Genomic DNA, 18,987 nt, shown 5'->3' on the forward strand with positions numbered 1-18,987 from the left:
TCAGTCTTCCTCGACCCGTTCGGCAACCGTGTCGCCAGAGGTGATCTCATCGATCACATCGTGGAAATCCCTGGCTTCGCGAAAATTGCGGTAGACCGAGGCAAAGCGGATATAGGCGATGTCATCGATGCCTTTCAGCGCATCCATGACCAGCCGCCCGATTTCGTCGGACGCGACCTCCGGTTCTCCCGAACTTTCGAGTTGGCGTACGATGCCGGAGACGGCACGCTCGACGCGATCGGGATCGACCTGACGCTTGCGCAGCGCAACTTCCACTGAACGCATGAGCTTGTCCCGGTCGAAGGCAACCTTGCGGCCACTCTTCTTGATGACCGTCAGATCGCGCAACTGCACGCGCTCAAAGGTAGTGAAGCGACCACCGCAGACCGAGCAGACACGTCTTCTCCGGATCACCGCTCCGTCTTCTGCAGGACGGGAATCTTTCACCTGGGTGTCTTCGGATTGGCAATAGGGACAACGCATCGACGAGCTTTCTGAACAACTTCATGTTCGCAAGAGACAGAGCTCGAAGATAATGATTTTCTTGCGAAGTTAAAAGCGGTCGGGCGGAGAGGACTGTGAACGGACCGTTCGATCCGCCACGTTCCCCCCGCCCATCCATATCAATCCGGCGCGCGCCTTAGCCGAGGTAGGGGTAAAGCGAGAAACGGTCGGTCAACGATATGACCTTCTGCTGCACGGCTTTTTCCACGGCGGCATTGCCCTCATCGGAATTCGCGACCTTGAGACCGTCGAGCACTTCGGAAATGAGATTGCCGATTTCGGTGAATTCGGCCGGGCCAAATCCGCGTGTCGTGCCGGCAGGCGTGCCGAGACGAACGCCCGACGTCACGAACGGCTTTTCCGGGTCGAACGGAATACCGTTCTTGTTGCAGGTGATGTTGGCGCGGCCAAGCGCGGCCTCGGCGCGCTTGCCGGTCGCATTCTTGGGACGAAGATCTACGAGCATCAGATGGTTGTCGGTACCGCCGGAAACGATGTCGAGCCCGTTCTTCTTCAGCGTCTCAGCAAGCGTCTGCGCATTGGTAACGACATTCTTGCCATAGGTCTTGAAGTCCGGCTTCAGCGCTTCGCCGAAGGCGACTGCCTTGGCGGCGATAACATGCATCAGAGGCCCGCCCTGCAAGCCGGGGAACACGGCGGAATTCATCTTCTTGGCTATCTCGGGATCGTTGCAGAGGATCATGCCGCCGCGAGGACCGCGCAGCGACTTGTGCGTGGTGGTTGTTACAACATGAGCGTGCGGAAGCGGCGAAGGGTGTACGCCGGCAGCAACGAGACCCGCGATATGCGCCATGTCGACCATGAGGTAAGCGCCGATGGAATCGGCGATCTGGCGGAAGCGCTGCCAGTCCCAGACCCGTGAATAGGCCGTGCCGCCCGCAAGGATAAGCTTGGGCTTGGTCTCATGCGCCTTCTTCTCGATGGCGTCCATGTCGAGGAGGTGATCGTCCTCACGCACGCCGTAGGAAACGACGTTGAACCACTTGCCGGACATGTTGACCGGCGAGCCGTGGGTAAGGTGGCCGCCAGAATTGAGATCGAGACCCATGAACGTGTCGCCGGGCTGCAGCAGCGCCAGGAACACGGCCTGGTTCATCTGGCTGCCGGAGTTCGGCTGAACGTTCGCGAATTCGCAGCCGAACAACTGCTTGGCGCGCTCGATCGCAAGTTCTTCGGCAATATCGACAAATTGGCAGCCGCCATAATAGCGCTTGCCCGGATACCCCTCGGCATATTTGTTGGTCATAATCGAGCCCTGGGCTTCGAGCACGGCACGGGAGACGATGTTTTCCGAGGCGATCAGCTCGATTTCATGCCGCTGACGACCAAGTTCCTTGCGGATTGCGCCGAAGATTTCCGGATCGATCTCTTCGAGCGGTGCGTTGAAAAAGGTATCTGCGTTCGACATGGTGTCTCAACCTCATTTGCCGGTGGGAACAGTTACGTGATTGCGGCGCATTATCATACTTAAACCGGCAAGGCCAATGGCCGGGAGACGAAAAGCAATAGCCGGAAACCGCCATGGGTATGGAAATGAGGTAGGCCCGCTCAATCCGGGCTTTCGCCAAGGTCGATTCTCGGGACAAGCCAGAAGGATGACGGAGAGTTGGGCACGAGAATTCACATTGCCTTCGTCAGAAAAAAGACCGCCCGAAGGCGGTCTTTTCCAGTTATCCAGAGGTCAATCGCTCAAGTATTCGTGCCGATAGAAAGCGCGGCCTGTCCGTCGCGCTCGTAAATATCGTCGCGCAAGTGAACGACCCCGTCGCCGGTCGACCACGCTGTCACGTAGACGAAGTGCAGCGGCACCGGGTTACTGACGTTGATCGGCGTGTTGACGCCGGTCTTGATGGTCGCTTCCATCGTCTGGCGATCCCAGCCCGCCGTATCGCGCAGCAACCATACGTTCAGATCGCGCACGTTCTGTACGCGGACACAGCCGGACGATTCGAAGCGCATCAACTTGTTGAATACGCCCTGCTGCGGCGTGTCGTGCATATAGACGGCATAGGGGTTCGGGAAATTGATCTTCGTCGACGACATGGCGTTGATCTTGCCCGGATCCTGGCGGAACATCAGCTTGACGGCATCATCCGTATTCCAGTCGACCTGTTCCGGCGGAACTTCCTGACCCTGCTGGTCGAAGAGGCGAATCTTGTTGCGCGTCAGATAAGTCGGGTCCTTGCGCATCAGCGGAATGATGTCTTTTTCGATGATCGACTTCGGCGCGGTCCAGTAAGGATTGAGAATGACCTCGTGGATCTTGGAATCGAGGATTGGCGTCTGACGGTCGATCTTGCCGACGATTGCGGTATGGCGCTGGACGACGCGGCCGCCCTCCACTGCCTCGAGCTGCGCAGCCGGAATGTTGACCATGACGTAACGCGGGCCCTGGTCGGCGGCGGCCAAAGTGCGAACACGTTCGAGGTTGGTCTGCAGCTGTCCGAGGCGGATATCGGCGGGGACATTCATCGCAGCCAGCGAATACTGCCCCATGACGCCATCGGCAGGCAGACCGTGCCGGGCCTGGAAGCGCTTAACAGCGGCATCAACATAGGTATCGAACGAATTGGAGATGCCTGCGCTCTCCGAAAGGTCGCCTGCGATCATCAAGCGCTTGCGCATGACAGCGACCGAAGGGTCGACGACGCCAAGCTGCAGCTTGACCGTGGTATCGACGCGCGGCCAACCGCCATTGCTAACGATCTGGTTATAGGTGTTGATGGCGTTTTGGATGAAGGAGGCCGTCTCCGGGCTTGCGATCGGCTGGAAGCTTGCGACCTTGCCCTTTGATGTCGAGCGAGCGTCGAACTGATCATCCCAGTTGCCGCGGCGCGGCGCCGCCAGAATCTCGCCGATATCGCTTTGCTGGGCGAATGCCGACGTTGTTGCCGCGGCGAAACCAGCAGTTGCCACGCCTCGCAGGAATGCGCGGCGATCAATTGCCGATGATCCGAATTTCTTCATATTGTGTCCAACCCTTGGAAGTACTGCGGCCAATGCCACCTGCAACGCAAGATGAGCGGTTACGATTATCCAGAATTACCAGCAACTACTTTAACAAACAGCAATTTTAACGCTGATCGCGCAATCGTGATGCCGACCACGCCTCTCCAGCTGTCCGCCGTATTTCGCTGAGCATGCAATGACTTCGTCGATTTCCACGCCATTATGGCGGATTAATGACCCTAGGCCATGGGAAACGCACTGACTTGAAGAACCCCACAGAACAATGGTCAAAGCCCGCCCTCGCATGCAGCGAAGCCGGGCTTTTGCAGTGGAGACACTGTTAGAGCTTACATGCGGTAGGCGATGCTGTCGTTCCAGAAGCGATCGAGACGCTGGAGAGCCTTGTTCATCGACTGGAATTCTTCCGCCTTGATGCCGCCGACATGTTCGATCGACGCGATATGGCGCTCGTAGAGACCTGCCACCAGTTCCGCGACTTCCGTCCCCTTGTCCGTCAGGCTAACCCGAACGGAGCGACGATCGGTGCGGGACCGTTCATGCGAGATGAAGCCGAGCTCGACCAGTTTCTTCAGATTGTACGAAACGTTCGAGCCGAGATAGTAGCCGCGGCTGCGCAGTTCGCCGGCCGTCAGTTCAGCATTGCCGATGTTGAAAAGCAGCAATGCCTGGATAGCGTTGATGTCGCTGCGGCCGTTACGGTCGAATTCATCCTTGACGACGTCAAGCAAACGTCGATGCAAACGTTCTACCAACTGAAGTGCTTCAAGATAAAGTGTCCGCAACGCAGTATCACTGGGTGTCGAACGCTGGTTCTCACCAGACTTTCTCTGTGTGTTGTTCATAATACCTGCCTCACTGTTGTTTCGGTGTATTTTTCTCACCGTTGAGGCAACACTATCGAATACGCATAAAATTCGACTTAAAACACAGACTTAACAGTACCTTACCTCGGCTCAATCAATTTCAGGCTTAATGAAGACTTACGCCTCGGCTTAAAAAGCGCCCTATCGCCTGGGCTTGGCCTGGCGTCTTTTCTGCACGAACAGCAGGATCCTGAAGGCGATGTAGAGAAGGGCCACGCCGCCGTGGATGATGGCAATCTGAGGCTTGTAAAAGAAATATCGGGAGAAAGTCGTGAACATCAATGTTTCGCCGAGCGCGGCGACGAACCAGATGACCGGGCCCCAGGAGACCATCATCCAGAGCCCTGTCGCTGCCACCGGATAGAGCACCGCGAGCGATACCGAGGCGACTTTCCATTGCCACGGCATAAGGTCGAAGCGCCACAGCATGCCCTCGTAATAACCGCTGATCTGCGCCCAATACCCTATGCCCGCCACGATACAATAGATGGCGACAAGCCGCAGGAACCAGACAAAGCCCAGTTGCGTCAGCGTCGGGTCGAATGGCAGATGCGTCGGCCTCTCGTTCATGCCAGCTTCAGTTCACGCTCACCGAGGAGGGCGAAATAGGCGTCCACCATCTCCGGGGTCACCTCGTCAATCGAGGCCGGCTGCCACACGGGTGCATTGTCCTTATCGACCAGAAGCGAGCGGACGCCTTCGTAAAAATCATGGTTTTCGAGCATGCGCGACAATATCCGGTACTCCATCTGCATACATTGATCCATTTCAAGATGCCCGCCCTCGGCGATCTGCCTGAACGTCACGTGCAGGCTGGTCGGAGAACGGGTCTTGATAAGATCAAGGATCTGCTGCGCCCATTCGTTTCCGTTGACCCCTGAGGCGGCAAGCCGGATGAGGCAGCCGCCCAAGGTCTCCGAATCGAAGAGCACGCCGATCATATCGCGCGTTTTCTCGGGTGTTTCATAGTCCGGGTTGATGGTTTTTCCCCGTAAAGCCACTTCGGGCTTGCCGGTCCTGATCAGGCTGCGCCTGACCCTCTCCTTGTCTTCGGCCTTGATCGCGTGGGTAGCGATCCCGCTCTGCAGGCAGTCGCCCTGCCGGATTCGATTGCCCGTCAGTGCGAGATATGTGCCGAAATGTTCGGGAAGATGCGGGAGGAAGGCGCTGCCGCCGACGTCGGGGAAAAAGCCGATGCCGACTTCGGGCATGGCAAAGAGGACATTCTCGGTGACGACCCGGTGCGAACCGTGCACCGATATTCCGACGCCGCCACCCATGACGATGCCGTCGATCAGGGAAACATATGGCTTGGGAAAATGCCGGATATAGGCATTGAGGCGATATTCGTCGGCGAAGAACTCGTAGAGCGGCTCTCCCGCCTTGCCGGCGTGATAAACCGCAAGAATATCGCCGCCCGCGCAAAAAGCCCTGCCCTCGCCCTCGACGATCACGCAATCGACGTCGGAATCGGTCGACCAGGCGACAAGGGCGCGGTGCATCGCATTGACCATCGTCTGCGTCAGTGCATTGAGGGCTTTCGGCCGTGTAAGCCGGACGAGCCCTGCCTTGCCGCGTCTTTCGAACAGCACCTCGCCCGCCCCACCAAAGTCGATTTCCATTCGCCCCTCCAAGCTTGAGCATGCGAGGTTAGGAAACTCAAGCGTGCCGCGTCAATGGATCCCACATCACCCCAAATATCTTGGTAGACGGCTGCTTCCCTGTTAGAACCATTACAAACAGAGGAAATGCCCGCTATGGCGGGTCAAGGCAACAATGAACAAATACCCAGCTTTCGCGGGCCCCCAGGGCCGGACCGTGGATGAAATTACACAAGGCCGCCGCCTGCGCCGGATGCGCAAGGCCGATTGGTCGCGGCGGCTCGTTCAGGAAAACCAGCTGACAGTCAACGACCTCATCTGGCCAATCTTTCTGTGCGAGGGCGAAAACCGGCGCGAAGACATTGGCGCGATGCCGGGGGTCCAGCGCTTTTCGGTTGACATGGCGGTTCGGGAAGCGGAGCGCGCGGCAAAACTTGGCATTCCGGCAATCGCCACCTTTGCGAATATCGATCCGGCGCTGCGCGACGAGACGGGCTCGGGCATTCTCGACCCCGACAATCTCATCAATCGCGCGACCCGCGCCATCAAGGATGCTGTGCCGGAAATTGGCATGATCACCGACGTTGCCCTCGATCCCTTCACCAGCCACGGGCATGACGGCATCCTGCGCGACGGCATCATCGTTAATGATGAGACCGTCGAACAGATCACCAAGGGGGCCGTGCTTCAGGCGGCAGCCGGGGCCGATATCATTGCGCCGTCGGACATGATGGACGGCCGTATCGGCGCCATCCGCGAGGCGCTCGACCACAACGGCTTCCAGGATGTCGCCATCATGGCCTACGCGACCAAGTTTGCATCGGCCTTTTACGGGCCTTACCGCGAAGCCATCGGAACGTCCGGCCGGCTCAAGGGCGACAAGAAGACCTATTATATCGATCCCGCCAATACAGACGAGGCAGTGCGCGAAGCGGAACAGGACCTGGCTGAGGGTGCGGATTCACTGATGGTCAAGCCCGGCCTTCCCTATCTCGATATTATCCGCCGGCTGAAGGATGCCTTCGCGATGCCGACGTTCGCCTATCAGGTGTCGGGCGAATACACTATGATAAAGGCCGCGGGCGCCAATGGCTGGATCGACGAAGAACGGGTCATGATGGAGACGCTGCTTGCGTTCAAGCGGGCGGGCTGCGACGGAATTCTCACCTATTTCGCCCCGATCGTTGCCGAACGCCTAAAGGCCGGCGCCTGACTGCTCCTTGATTTTTCATTCCCGAGTTCCCAATTTCAGCGCAACGGCATTCTGTCGCCGGTTTGAAACGGAAAACGAAATGAACACCGAAACGCTTGATGGCGAAATCGTAACCAGCCGCCTTGATGACTGGCGGCTCTATCAGGGCGTGCGGACGAGCCGCGCCTTCGCCTTCCTCATCGACTATGTGATCGTGTTCTTCCTTTGCATTCCGGTGGCGATCCTCATTGCAATTCTCGGCGTCGCGACGCTCGGCCTTGGCTGGACGCTCTACGGCATCATGTTCCCCACCGTCGCCCTCGCCTATGTGGCAACGACCCTTGGCGGGCGACGTCAGGCGACCAAGGGCATGCAGATGATGGGCATCAAGCTCGAACGGCTCGACGGCCAGAAGGTCGATGGCCTGCTCGCCGTCGTCCATACTGTGCTATTCTGGGGCCTCAACGTGGTGTTGACGCCGCTCATCCTGCTCGCAACATTCTTCCTCGACCGTAAGCGAACTGTGCACGACCTTCTTCTTGGGACGGTTGTCGTCCGCGCGTACAGCTAATTTCGAGGCTCGTTTAGCCGTAATAATTCAGGGCCTTCGCTTTTCGAGGGCCGCTTTCAAGGTAGTACAAATGATGAAAATGCGTTTATCCGCGCTCGCTTTTGCGGCGCTCGCAATCTATGGACTCGGCACGATTCCGGGCATGGCCGCATCGCCGGCCGGCCGCTATTGCGGTGAAATGATTTCAGACGGCGACTATCGCGACGTCGAGACGATATTGAACGTCGACAAGGCGGGCCACATCAACGGCACCTATGAAGCCGGCGATTCCGCGGGGCGGCTTGTTGGCAAGCTTGCCGAAAAGGACGATGGTACCGGAACCTCGCGGTCGCTGATCTGGACCGACAAATACGGAACCGGCCGGCTCGACCTTCATTTTTCCGATGATTACAAGCAATTCAGCGGACGTTGGGGTGCATCGAAGGACGGCAGATTCGATGCTGTCAGCCACAGCTGGACCGGCGGCGCCTGCGGTGCGAACTGAGCAATACTACAGGGACGAAGACTTTCATTGCTGAATACAATATTATTCAATTGACGTTTCGGACGGTCATACGATTCTATTAGCTATTGAAGACCGTCCCAGGGCATGGAATGACGCACCAACCACAGCAGTCACCACAGTTTTTCCTGACAGCACCTTCGCCCTGTCCCTATCTGGAGGGGCAGCTGGAGCGCAAGGTCTTCACGCATCTTGTCGGCGGGCGCGCCAGCGAGCTCAATGATCTCCTGACGCAAGGCGGCTTCCGCCGCTCGCAGAACATCGCCTACCGTCCTGCCTGCGAAAACTGCCGCGCCTGCGTTTCCGTGCGCATCCTTGCCGGCGAGTTCAAGCAGGACAAGTCGATGCGCCGCGTCTGGAATCGCAACCGCGACCTGATCGGCAATATTCACCACGCGGAGCCCTCCACGGAGCAATATGCTCTGTTCCGGCAATATCTCGATGCCCGCCATAACAAGGGCGGCATGTCGGAGATGTCGGTTCTCGACTATGCGATGATGATCGAGGACACGCATGTGCCGACGCAGATCATCGAATACCGACGCCGCGGTCCGGACTCATTCATTACCAAGAAGGGCGAAGGCGAACTTATTGCCGTCGCGCTCACCGATATCATGGGCGATGGCCTGTCGATGGTCTATTCGTTCTTCAATCCCGAACATGCCACCCGCTCGCTTGGCACGTTCATGATCCTCGATCATATCCAGCGCGCCGCCGCCGCCGGACTTCCCCACGTCTATCTTGGCTACTGGGTGGCGGGCTCGCGCAAGATGCAATACAAGATTCGCTACAAGCCCCAGGAGCATCTCGGCCCCAAGGGGTGGGAACGCCAAGACTGATCGATCCAGCCTGCCCTAACACTGCCCTGGCATGCGGCAAATAAACAATTCGGAAACGCCGCATGTCCCAGCTTCACCTCGACCATCGCAAGGGTTTGCTCATAACTGGCCTTGGCGGCCTTATCCTGACGGCAGACATTCCGCTATTGCGGCTTGGCGAGGGAGAAACCTGGTCGACATTGTTGCTGCGCAGCGCAACGACCTTCATCAGCGCCTTCCTCATCTGGCTGATCTGGAGCCTTGCGACGGGAAAGTGGCGGCCGATTGTTCCGGGCGCCGTCGGTTATGTCGTCGCCGGTCTCTACGGCCTGACCTCGATCACCTTCATGATTGCCGTCTACAATACCAAGACAGCAAACCTCGTGTTCATTCTTGCGCTCAACACGGTGTTTTCGGCGCTCCTGTCCTGGATTTTCCTGAAGGAGCGGCCGAAACCGGCAACTTTTGCAGCCATGTTCTTCATGCTGGTCGGCGTCAGCATCATCGTTCGCGAAGGGCTTTCCTCCGGCCACCTCTTCGGCGACCTGGTCGCCCTGCTCTCGACCTTCATCCTGTCATCCGCAATCACGGTCAGCCGTGCCTCGGGCAAGGACATGGGATTTGCCGCGATCATCGGCACTGCGCTGCCCATGGCGGTGGCGGCGTTCATGGTTGCCCAGAACGGCTATTCGGTTGCAGTCCCGGGCTGGATCATATTCAACGGCGCTGTCGTGACGACGCTGGCATTCCTTTGTCTTGCCACCGGCCCGAAGTTCATCTCCGGACCCGAAGTCGCGATGTTCTATCTGCTTGAAACCGTGCTGACGCCGATCTGGGTGTGGATGATCTTTGCCGAGCGGCCGAGCGATCCGACCCTTGTTGGCGGCCTGATTATCATCACCGCCCTCGTCTGCCACTCGCTCTGGCAGATGTACCACAGCCGCCGAATAGCGCGATTAGGAGCCCTGCGGCATCCGGTGTGATCTAAGCGACTATGCCCTGATTTTGAGAATTATCCCGTCGCTTCCGCAGATATCGGACTGCTGCCGCATCGTTACTCCGCAGCCTCAACGATAATCGGCCGCGGTCCTTGCACGTGAACCAACTCGCCGTGTGCAACAGTCTCAGGCTCGTCGGGCTTGTTGGGGCGGAACGACCATTGGAAGGCGCGGCCCATCCAATGGCTGGCATCGTCCATGATCGTATAGAACGATGGAACGAAGACCAGCGACAGAACCGTTGAAACCAGAAGACCTCCGATAACGGCAATCGCCATCGGCGCGCGGAACTCACCACCATCGCCGAAAGCCATGGCGGCGGGCAGCATGCCGGCAGACATGGCGATGGTCGTCATCACAATCGGGCGGATGCGCTTGCGTCCGGCATCGATGATTGCCTCGTTGCGGGCAACGCCATGCTTGACCTCCTCGACCGCGAAATCGACGAGCATAATCGCGTTCTTGGTCACGATACCCATCAACATCAGGATACCGATGACCACCGCCATCGATACGGAATTGTTGGTGAGCAGCAGCGCCACCGCCACGCCGGCGATCGACAGAGGCAACGACATCAGAATGGTGAAGGCGTGGAAGATACTGCCGAAAAGCAGGATCAGCACGACGAAGACGAGCATGAGGCCCATGATCATCGCATCGCGGAACCCGGCAAACACCTCACCCATGACCTCTGCGTCGCCCGTCTCCTGTATGCGCACGCCCTGGGGCATGGACTTCGCAGCCGGGAGGTTCTTGACGATATCGAGCCCCTCGCCGATCTCCTTGCCGCCCGCCATATTGGCGCCGACAACGACGCGGCGCTCGCGGTTGAAACGCTCGATGGAGGACGGTCCCTGGCCAAAGCTGATATCGGCGATGGATTCGAGCGGCACCACCACACCCGCCGGGGTCGTCACTGTCTGCGTACTGAGGATCGAAAGATCGCGGCGCGCTTCCTCGGTCAATTGCACGCGGATCGGGATCTGCCGGTCACCGATCGTGTATTTGGCAAGGTTCGCATCGAGATCGCCCAGCGTCGCGACACGCAATGCGTCCGACACCTGCGAGGTCGAAATGCCAAGTTCGGCGAGCTTGTCCATGCGCGGCGTAACGATGATTTCCGGCCGGTCGAGCGCGGCAGTCGACGATACCGCCTGGAAACTGCCTGTCGCGGTCATCCCGCTCTGCAGCAGGCGGGCCTGCTCGCTGACCTTATCGCCATCGCTGCCGATAACGCCGACAGCAAACTCGCGCTCGCCACGATCATTGACGAAATTCGCCCTGAGATCAGGCACTTCCGACAGTTTATTGAAGATATCGACCTCGATCTGCTTCTGGGTCCGGTGCCGTTCGCTCTTGTGGCTGAGCTTGACGATCATCGTTGCACGGCGCGTATCGAGCGAACCCGTCGGCGACGAGCCACCGGTCACATAGGTTTGCTGGACTTCGGGAATCTCGCGCACCTTGAGCGAAGCAGCGTCGGTCACGCGCAGCGTCTCGTCGATCGGCGCGCCGGGCGGCAGTTCGAGACTGACGGCGACCCGCGCCTCGTCCTGTGGCGGAACGAAACCGGAGGGCAGGAAGCCCATTGCCCAGATGGCGAGCGCGAAAAGTCCAATGCCGCTTACCAGCGTCAGCCAGCGATAGCGCAAGGTTACGCCGAGGAACCGCGTATAGCCGCGTATCCAGCCGGCTTCCTTGTCGCCATGATGCAGGCTCTTGCCGTCGCGCAGCAGATAGGCCGTCATCATCGGCGTCAGCAGGCGGGCGACGAGCAACGAGAAGAATACGGCGACTGCGACCGTCAGGCCGAACTGCTTGAAATACTGCCCGGCAATGCCGCTCATGAAGCTGACCGGCGCGAAGACGGCAATGATCGTCACCGAAATCGCGATCACGGCGAGGCCGATCTCGTCGGCGGCTTCGAGCGATGCCCTATAGGGCGACTTGCCCGAGCGCATATGGCGGACGATGTTCTCGATCTCGACGATGGCGTCGTCAACGAGGATACCGGTGACGAGGGTGATGCCGAGCAGGCTGATAAGATTGAGCGAGAAGCCCAGCATGTCGATCGCCCAGAAGGTGGGTATGGCCGACAGGGGCAAGGCGATCGCGGCAATCAGCGTCGCCCGAATATTCCGCAGGAACAGGAACACGACGATGATCGACAGCAGCGCCCCTTCGACCAGCGAACTCATCGCCGATTCATAGTTTCCATAGGTGTAGTTCACCGAATTGTCGATGATGCTGAAGCGCGCGTCGGGATACTTCTCCTTCAATTGATCCATCCGCGCCTGCACGAGCGCATAGACATCGGTATCGCTGGCGCCCTTGGCGCGGAAAATGCCGAGGGACACAACGGTCTGGTTGTTGACCCGGGCAAAGGATTTGGGCTCCTCGAAGGAGTCGCTGACGGTGCCGAGGGCATCGAGGCGCACCGAACGGCCGCCGGCGAGCGGAATTTCCACGGCCCGCAGGTCGTCAAGCGTACGCGATGCACCAAGGGTGCGGATCGTCTGCTGCATGGTACCGAGATCGCCGCGCCCACCGGTCAGGTCGGCATTCATCGATTTCAACGCGCGGTTCACGTCCCAGGCGGTAACGCCAAGCGCCGTCAGCCGGTCAGGATCGAGCGACACGCGGATTTCCCGGGTAACGCCACCATAGCGCTCAACGCGGCCGACTCCCTTGAGGCCCTGAATATCGCGGATGATCTTGTCATCGACGAACCAGGACAGTTCTTCCGATGTCATGGTCGGCGCCGAGACAGCATAGGTCAGGATCGACGATCCTTCGACATCGACCGAATTGATGATCGGTTCCTTGATCGTCGCCGGCAGGTCGTCGCGAATGCGCGAGACGGCATCCTTGACGTCATCGAGTGCCTTTTGCGTGTCGACTTCGAGCCGGAACTCGACAAGCGTGGTGGAATTGCCTTCCGTCAAATTGGTGGTGACGTTCTTTACGCCCGTTATATTCGCGACCGAGTCCTCGACGCGCTTGGCGATCTGGGTTTCAAGTTCCGTCGGCGCGACGCCGGGGTCGGTGACGGAAACCGAAATCAGCGGCACGTCAATATTGGGGAAGCGCGTGATCGGCAGTTTGGCAAAAGCCATCAGGCCGAGAACGACAAGCACCACGAAGAGGAGGATCGAGGGAACCGGGTTTCGGATCGACCAGGCAGAAATGTTCCAGTTCATTTGATGGCCCCCGTGGCCTCGTCGGTAACGCGAACCGGCGTTACGCGGTCGCCATTGGCGACGAAGGTTCCAGCGCGGGCCACGACTTCCTCGCCTTCCGCCAATCCCTTGAGGACTTCGACGGCGCGGTCGTTGCGAATGCCCAGTTCCACCGTCCGGCTTTCGATGACGCCGTCCTTGACGACCTGCACAAGCGCGGTGCGGCCATGATAGACCACGGCGGAGAGCGGAACATTGATGCCGTCGCGACGTGTGAGTTCGACCACGGCGCGGGCGAAATTACCGGGCCTGATCGCCGGGTTCTTCTCAAGCGTGATCTTCACCGAGCCAAGGCGCGAACTTGCATTGATTTCCGGCGAAATGAGGCGCACGCGACCGGACACCGATTCTTCCATGCCCGAGACGCGGACCGAAACCGGCATCCCCTCCTTGAGGCGAGGCAGATCGACTTCCGGAATATTGGCTGCGACTTCGAATTGGGCGTCGCGCGCAATGCGGAACAAGGGTCCTGCATTGAAGGAAACAATGCCGCCAAGCAGCGCATTCCGGCTGAGCACGACGCCGGCGGTCGGTGCCTTCACGTCGGCCTTTTCCAGACGCAGGAGAACATCGCGCTTCTGCGCGGCGACAAGCTGCAACTGCGACTGGGTGGCGACCAGCGCCTGACGGGCGGTGTTGAGACGGGCATTGGCGCTGTCGTGCGCGTTGGTCGCGTTGTCGAGCTCCATCTTAGAGTTGATGCCCTTGCTGGAGAGGGCACGTGCGCGCTCCAGCGCTTCCATGGCCTGGCGCACGGCAATCTCCGCATCGACGATCTGGGCCTCCGACTGCGAAATCGAAGCGTCGGCCTGAGCCCGCTGGGCATCGATCTGTGCAAGCTGTATCTGCAGCGCCGACTTGTCGAGGCGGGCAAGAATGTCGCCCTCCTTCACCACGTCGCCCTGATCGGCGTTGAGTTCGAGGACGAGCAGGCCGGCAACATCGGTCCCGACCGCAACCTCCTGGCGCGGCACGATGGTGCCGTTGACGGTGATGGTCGAGACCATCTCGCTCTTGCCCGCGGGTATGACATTGATGACCGGCGCTTTAGTCTCGGGGACGGCGGCAGCGGCTTTTTCTTCAGCCATCGCGCCCGCCATGGCGGACAGGGAGAGGCTCGACACGAGAGCCAGGGAAACAAGAACTTTTTTGCTGTAACGGCTCATCGGGAAAACTCGAGTTGGAGCGATCTTCAAATCTTAGAACTTGTCGGGCGCAGCATCGCTACCGCGAGCGCACGGAACACGGGCTCCAGCGCCTCGACCGGGAGGCCCTGGGCCGGAAAGTTGCGCATGATGATCCCCTCGCCCATGGCGGCCAGCGATGCGACTACCAGATCCATATCGGCGATCGGATCGATTTCGCCCCGCGCCTTGGCAGCTTCGAGGGCTGCATGCAGCTTTTCGCGCATCATCCCTTCGTGCAGTTCGCAGGTTGCCGCGACGGTTTCGTTTCGCATCGCCTCGGCCCGTACCTCGACAAAAAGACGCGCGCTGGAATCGGCCGGGCCCGGACCGCTATCGTTCAGCGACATCTTGCGCACATGGTCGGTGCCGACCTGGGTAATCGCATCGATGATATTGTTGGACTGCAGCATGCGATCGAGGATCTCATTGCTCTGCTGGCGATGCATCGCCGCGATCGTCTCGATAATTGCTTCCTTGGAAGGAAAATAGCGGTAAAGCGCACCCGGGCTCATGCCTGCCTCCGAGCATATATCGTTCATCGACGCGCCACGGAAGCCAGAACGGATGAAACAGCTCATTGCGGCGTTGAGAATACGCTCCTCCTGCGCTTCGCGATTGCGCGCGCGCTTGCCGAAGAGTTTCGCCACGAAGCAATGAGAGCCTTCCGCGTCGTCGTCGGAAGCGCTCCTTGCCTGCTTGGGCAGAATTTGATCAACCATCGATTCACCGAAATGAGAGAGAACGTTCTCTCTCATTTATATGAACGCTATGTCGCCGTCAATATGCGAGAGATCACTCTCGTTTATCAAGACAGTGGCCTTTTGGTCAAGCGAACTTGCCGGAGCGCGGGAAACCCTTCGGCACCATCCGCCCGGCGGTTGCGCGCGGGCCGATCCACTCAAGGAGTTCGGTCTCGCTTCGGCTGAAGGTACGCTCGGCCGCGTCCTGCCAGGTCAGGCCCTGCGCCATGGCGAAGATGCGGATATCGGACACGCCGCCATCCTTGTAGCGCTGCAGCCGTACACCCTTGCCCCGTCCGAGTTCGGGCACTTCCGACAGCGGGAACACCAGCATCTTGCGGTTTTCGCCGACGATGGCAACCGTATCGCCAGTAACCGGAATGCAATGGCGCGCCTCGTCCGGCGCCTTGACGTTCATCACCTGCTTGCCCTTGCGGGTATTGGCGATCACCTCGGCCTCGGGAACGACGAAACCATTGCCGACATGCGAGGACAGCAGCAGTTTGCGCTCGGGGCTATGCACGAAGGCCGTGACAATGTCCTGGTCGTTCTCCATGTCGACAATGATGCGGATCGGCTCGCCATGGCCGCGCCCGCCCGGCAGGCTGTTGGCTCCGATGGTGTAGAACTTGCCGCCGGTGGTGAGGACAAGAATGCGGTCCGTTGTTTCTGCATGGAAGGCAAGCTTGAGCTTGTCGCCTTCCTTGAAGGTCAGCGCCGAGAAATCGGCAAGGTGCCCCTTCATGGCGCGCAGCCAGCCCTTTTCAGAGACGACGACGGTGACCGGCTCCTTCTCGATCATCGCATGATGGATATCGGTCAGGTCGTGCTGCGGCGCCTCCGCGAATGTGGTGCGACGCTTGCCGAGCAGCGTATCCGGCGCATATTTTTTCTGCATTTCCGAGATTTGCCAGGAAATGGTCTGCCACTGCTTGGGCTCGGAACCGAGGAGTTGTTCGATTTCACGCTTTTCGGCGGTGAGACCGTCAAATTCCTTGCGAATCTCGAACTCCTCAAGCTTGCGCAGCGAGCGAAGCCGCATGTTGAGGATGGCTTCGGCCTGAACGTCGGTGAGTTCGAAGCGCCTGATCATCTCCTGTTTCGGCTCATCCTCCTCGCGAATGATGCGGATGACCTCGTCGATGTTGAGATAGGCGATAAGCATGCCGCCAAGGATTTCGAGACGGCGTTCGATCTCGCCGAGCCGGTGGCGGGAGCGCCGGATAAGCACATCCTTGCGGTGTTCGAGCCACTCCTTCAAAACGTCGCGCAACGACAGGACATTCGGCACCTTGCCGTTGGACAGCACGTTCATGTTCAAGGGGAAACGGGTTTCAAGTTCCGTCAGCCTGAACAGCGATTCCATCAGGATGTCCGGATTGACACTCCGGCTCTTCGGTTCGAGGACAAGGCGCACGTCCTCGGTGGATTCGTCGCGCACATCGTCGAGCAGCGGCAATTTCTTGGCAATCAGGAGTTCGGCGATCTTCTCGATCAGCCGTGACTTCTGTACCTGATACGGAATCTCGGTGATGACGATATTCCACGTGCCCCTGCCCTGATCCTCAACCTCCCAGCGGGCACGCAGGCGGAAACCGCCGCGACCGGTCTTGTAGGCGTCGAGAATGGCATCCGGTGTTTCGACGAGAATACCGCCGGTCGGGAAATCGGGACCGCGCACCTTGGTCTTGAGCGGGTCCTCCTCCTCCACGGTCGACATCAGGTCCTCGACGCTCGCGTCCGGATGCTTGATCAGATGCAGCGCGGCCGCGCAAAGCTCCGAGACATTATGCGGCGGTATCGACGTCGCCATGCCGACGGCAATGCCGGACGAGCCGTTGGCGAGCAGATTCGGGAATGCGCCTGGAAGGACGATCGGTTCCTCGTCCTCTTCATTATAGGTTGGCCGGAAATCGACCGCGTCCTCGGTAATGCCCTCAAGAAGCAGCATGGCGACATCGGTCATCCGCGCTTCGGTGTAGCGCATCGCCGCCGGGTTATCGCCGTCGATATTGCCGAAATTGCCCTGGCCGTCGACGACCGGATAGCGCACGGCGAAATCCTGCGACAGGCGCACCAGCGCATCATAGATCGACTGGTCGCCATGCGGGTGGAATTTACCCATGACTTCGCCGACGATACGAGCGCACTTGGCATAGGACTGGTCCGGCGAAAGGCGCAGAAGCCGCATGGCATGCATGATGCGGCGATGCACCGGCTTCAGCCCGTCGCGCACGTCCGGCAGCGCGCGATGCATGATCGTCGAAAGGGCATAGGCGAGATAGCGCTCCTCCAGCGCCGCCTTCAGATCGACCGGCTCGATATTATTGTCATTGTCATCGCCATTATCTGGCGGAATCACGCTTTTTCCCATGTCAATGGGTTATCAACTCGCCGATTCGGCGGCAAGCAATGATTCGCCAAGATCACAGCCAGTTGGCCTTGCCGGATGCACGGCTCTTGCTTTCGATCTGCAAATCTGACCTTCTCGCCCTTTAACAGCAAAGCTCCTCGGTGATGGCCATAGTTTTGCCGCTGCTGCACGCTTCGAATATGGGAACAGAAGGGATCAACTCATGGCTTCAATGCATCTGAATTCCAGCCTGCGCGTCCTCGGCGCCACCTCTGCTCTCATGATCATCTTTGCCGGATCGGCCTATGCGGTCGATGGAAATGCTGTCGCAGGACGTCTCAAGGCCGTCTATGCCGAACAGGGCGGCACCTTCGACTATGGCAGCGTGGAAACGAACGGCTCGACTGTCGTCCTGAAGGATACAAAAGTATCGACTGCGGGCGTCAAGGAGAGTTTCAGCGCCGGCGACGTGACGTTGACCGACGTCTCCGATGCGCCCGGCGGTGGTTTCAAGATTGGCTCGCTGACAATCCCGGACATCAACTTCACCCCTGAAGGCGAACCCGGCAGCAAGGTCAATGTCAGCGGCATCAGCCTTGCTGGAATCACCTTGCCGCCTGAAGGCTCAACCGATCCGCTCGCCAAAATCCTTCAATACGAAAAGGCCGAGATCAAGCATTTCGACGTCAACGCAAAGGGCAAGGACGTCTTCAACGCCGACAATCTGACGGTCACCGTGTCGCCAATCACCGCGTCTAGCCCGGTCACTTTCACCTCCAACGTGGAACGCTTCAAGGCGGACCTGTCGACGGTGGAAGACCCGAAGACGAAAGACGCCCTCAAGGCGCTCGGCTATGAGACGCTCACCGGCAAGATCGACATGAGCGGCAGTTGGAACATGGCCGATGGCCGGCTCAACATCGAAAAGATGGACTATATCGCCGACAATGCCGGTACACTCGGCATCAAGCTCGACATTTCCGGCTATACGCTCGATTTCATCAAGGGCTTGCAGGAAGCCACCAAGAACATGGAAGGCAAGCCCGATGATGCGCAGGGCATGGCCATGCTCGGCCTCATGCAGCAACTGAGCTTCAACAGCGCTGCGATCCGCTTCGACGACGCGTCGCTCACTTACAAGGCACTTGATTATGTCGCCAAGCAGCAGGGCGCCAAGCGTTCTGATCTGATCAATCAGGCGAAGATGATCATTCCGATGGCTGCAACGCAGTTGAAGAATGCCGATTTCGCGCAAGCGCTCGCCCAGGCGACCAGTACCTATCTCGACAACCCGAAAACGATCGAAATCAAGGCGATGCCGGCAAAGCCCGTGCCCTTCGCCATTATCGCGGCGGGCGGCATGGCCGATCCGAAATCGCTGATCAAGACGCTCGGGGTGACGGTCACCGCGACCGAGTAGCATTTCGT

The 18,987-nt window shown here is 59.1% G+C and carries 16 protein-coding genes; 6 read left to right on the plus strand and 10 right to left on the minus strand.

Translation table 11 applies throughout. From position 1 onward, the window contains the following. From nrdR to HQ945_RS01640, 6 genes are all read right to left on the minus strand, one after another. Nucleotides 1–483: a transcriptional regulator NrdR gene (gene nrdR / locus HQ945_RS01615; protein WP_027232389.1), complete on the minus strand. Its 483-nt coding sequence runs from the start codon at nt 481–483 to the stop codon at nt 1–3. Nucleotides 484–640: 157 nt separating this feature from the next. Further along, nucleotides 641–1,933 carry a serine hydroxymethyltransferase gene (glyA, locus tag HQ945_RS01620; protein WP_027232388.1) on the minus strand — a complete coding sequence of 431 codons (1,293 nt, stop codon included), beginning with the start codon at nt 1,931–1,933 and terminating at the stop codon, nt 641–643. A 281-nt stretch (nt 1,934–2,214) separates the two neighbouring features. Continuing rightward, nucleotides 2,215–3,492: a L,D-transpeptidase family protein gene (locus HQ945_RS01625; protein WP_027232387.1), complete on the minus strand. Its 1,278-nt coding sequence runs from the start codon at nt 3,490–3,492 to the stop codon at nt 2,215–2,217. A gap of 329 nt (nt 3,493–3,821) precedes the next feature. Next, nucleotides 3,822–4,337: a transcriptional regulator LdtR gene (ldtR, locus tag HQ945_RS01630; RefSeq protein WP_027232386.1), complete on the minus strand. Its 516-nt coding sequence runs from the start codon at nt 4,335–4,337 to the stop codon at nt 3,822–3,824. A gap of 162 nt (nt 4,338–4,499) precedes the next feature. Next, a complete protein-coding gene (locus tag HQ945_RS01635; protein WP_027232385.1) occupies nt 4,500–4,928 on the minus strand; it encodes a DUF6163 family protein in 429 nt (142 codons plus the stop codon). Next, complete coding sequence (locus HQ945_RS01640; protein WP_113281889.1) at nt 4,925–5,980, minus strand: enoyl-CoA hydratase/isomerase family protein; 1,056 nt, start codon at nt 5,978–5,980, stop codon at nt 4,925–4,927. The genes HQ945_RS01635 and HQ945_RS01640 overlap by 4 nt, the downstream gene beginning before the upstream one ends. Nucleotides 5,981–6,134: 154 nt before the next feature. Between HQ945_RS01640 and hemB the strand changes: the two genes are divergently transcribed. The 5 genes from hemB (at nt 6,135) to HQ945_RS01665 (ending at nt 10,025) form a co-directional block, all read left to right on the plus strand. After that, on the plus strand, nt 6,135–7,172 hold the full coding sequence (gene hemB / locus HQ945_RS01645; RefSeq protein ID WP_027232383.1) for a porphobilinogen synthase: 1,038 nt from the start codon (nt 6,135–6,137) through the stop codon (nt 7,170–7,172). Nucleotides 7,173–7,251: 79 nt separating this feature from the next. Beyond that, nucleotides 7,252–7,722, plus strand: a complete 471-nt coding sequence (locus tag HQ945_RS01650) for an RDD family protein (protein WP_113281890.1) — start codon at nt 7,252–7,254, stop codon at nt 7,720–7,722. Between the two features lie 70 nt (nt 7,723–7,792). Continuing rightward, nucleotides 7,793–8,206 (plus strand): hypothetical protein, encoded by a 414-nt coding sequence (locus tag HQ945_RS01655; protein ID WP_113281891.1) that lies wholly within the window; start codon nt 7,793–7,795, stop codon nt 8,204–8,206. 110 nt (nt 8,207–8,316) lie between these two features. Beyond that, nucleotides 8,317–9,063 (plus strand): arginyltransferase, encoded by a 747-nt coding sequence (locus HQ945_RS01660; RefSeq protein ID WP_113281892.1) that lies wholly within the window; start codon nt 8,317–8,319, stop codon nt 9,061–9,063. Between the two features lie 62 nt (nt 9,064–9,125). Then, the gene (locus HQ945_RS01665; RefSeq protein WP_113281893.1) at nt 9,126–10,025 is read left to right on the plus strand and encodes a DMT family transporter; all 900 of its coding nucleotides are present in this window, start codon (nt 9,126–9,128) and stop codon (nt 10,023–10,025) included. Nucleotides 10,026–10,096: 71 nt separating this feature from the next. Here HQ945_RS01665 and HQ945_RS01670 read toward each other — a convergent pair whose 3' ends face one another. The 4 genes from HQ945_RS01670 to parC form a co-directional block, all read right to left on the minus strand. Further along, the gene (locus HQ945_RS01670) at nt 10,097–13,240 is read right to left on the minus strand and encodes an efflux RND transporter permease subunit (protein ID WP_091918952.1); all 3,144 of its coding nucleotides are present in this window, start codon (nt 13,238–13,240) and stop codon (nt 10,097–10,099) included. Continuing rightward, on the minus strand, nt 13,237–14,445 hold the full coding sequence (locus tag HQ945_RS01675; RefSeq protein WP_027232378.1) for an efflux RND transporter periplasmic adaptor subunit: 1,209 nt from the start codon (nt 14,443–14,445) through the stop codon (nt 13,237–13,239). The genes HQ945_RS01670 and HQ945_RS01675 overlap by 4 nt, the downstream gene beginning before the upstream one ends. Nucleotides 14,446–14,471: 26 nt before the next feature. Next, a complete protein-coding gene (locus tag HQ945_RS01680) occupies nt 14,472–15,185 on the minus strand; it encodes a TetR/AcrR family transcriptional regulator (protein WP_051615122.1) in 714 nt (237 codons plus the stop codon). Between the two features lie 106 nt (nt 15,186–15,291). Continuing rightward, entirely contained in the window at nt 15,292–17,580 is a 2,289-nt protein-coding gene (gene parC, locus HQ945_RS01685; protein WP_113281894.1) for a DNA topoisomerase IV subunit A, read from the minus strand. Nucleotides 17,581–17,782: 202 nt separating this feature from the next. Here parC and HQ945_RS01690 point away from each other — a divergent pair, with 202 nt between their 5' ends. Beyond that, entirely contained in the window at nt 17,783–18,979 is a 1,197-nt protein-coding gene (locus HQ945_RS01690) for a hypothetical protein (protein ID WP_113281895.1), read from the plus strand. Nucleotides 18,980–18,987 lie beyond the last annotated feature (8 nt).

Source organism: Phyllobacterium pellucidum (assembly GCF_013327855.1).
In the GTDB taxonomy this organism is placed as follows: Bacteria; Pseudomonadota; Alphaproteobacteria; order Rhizobiales; family Rhizobiaceae; genus Phyllobacterium; species Phyllobacterium pellucidum.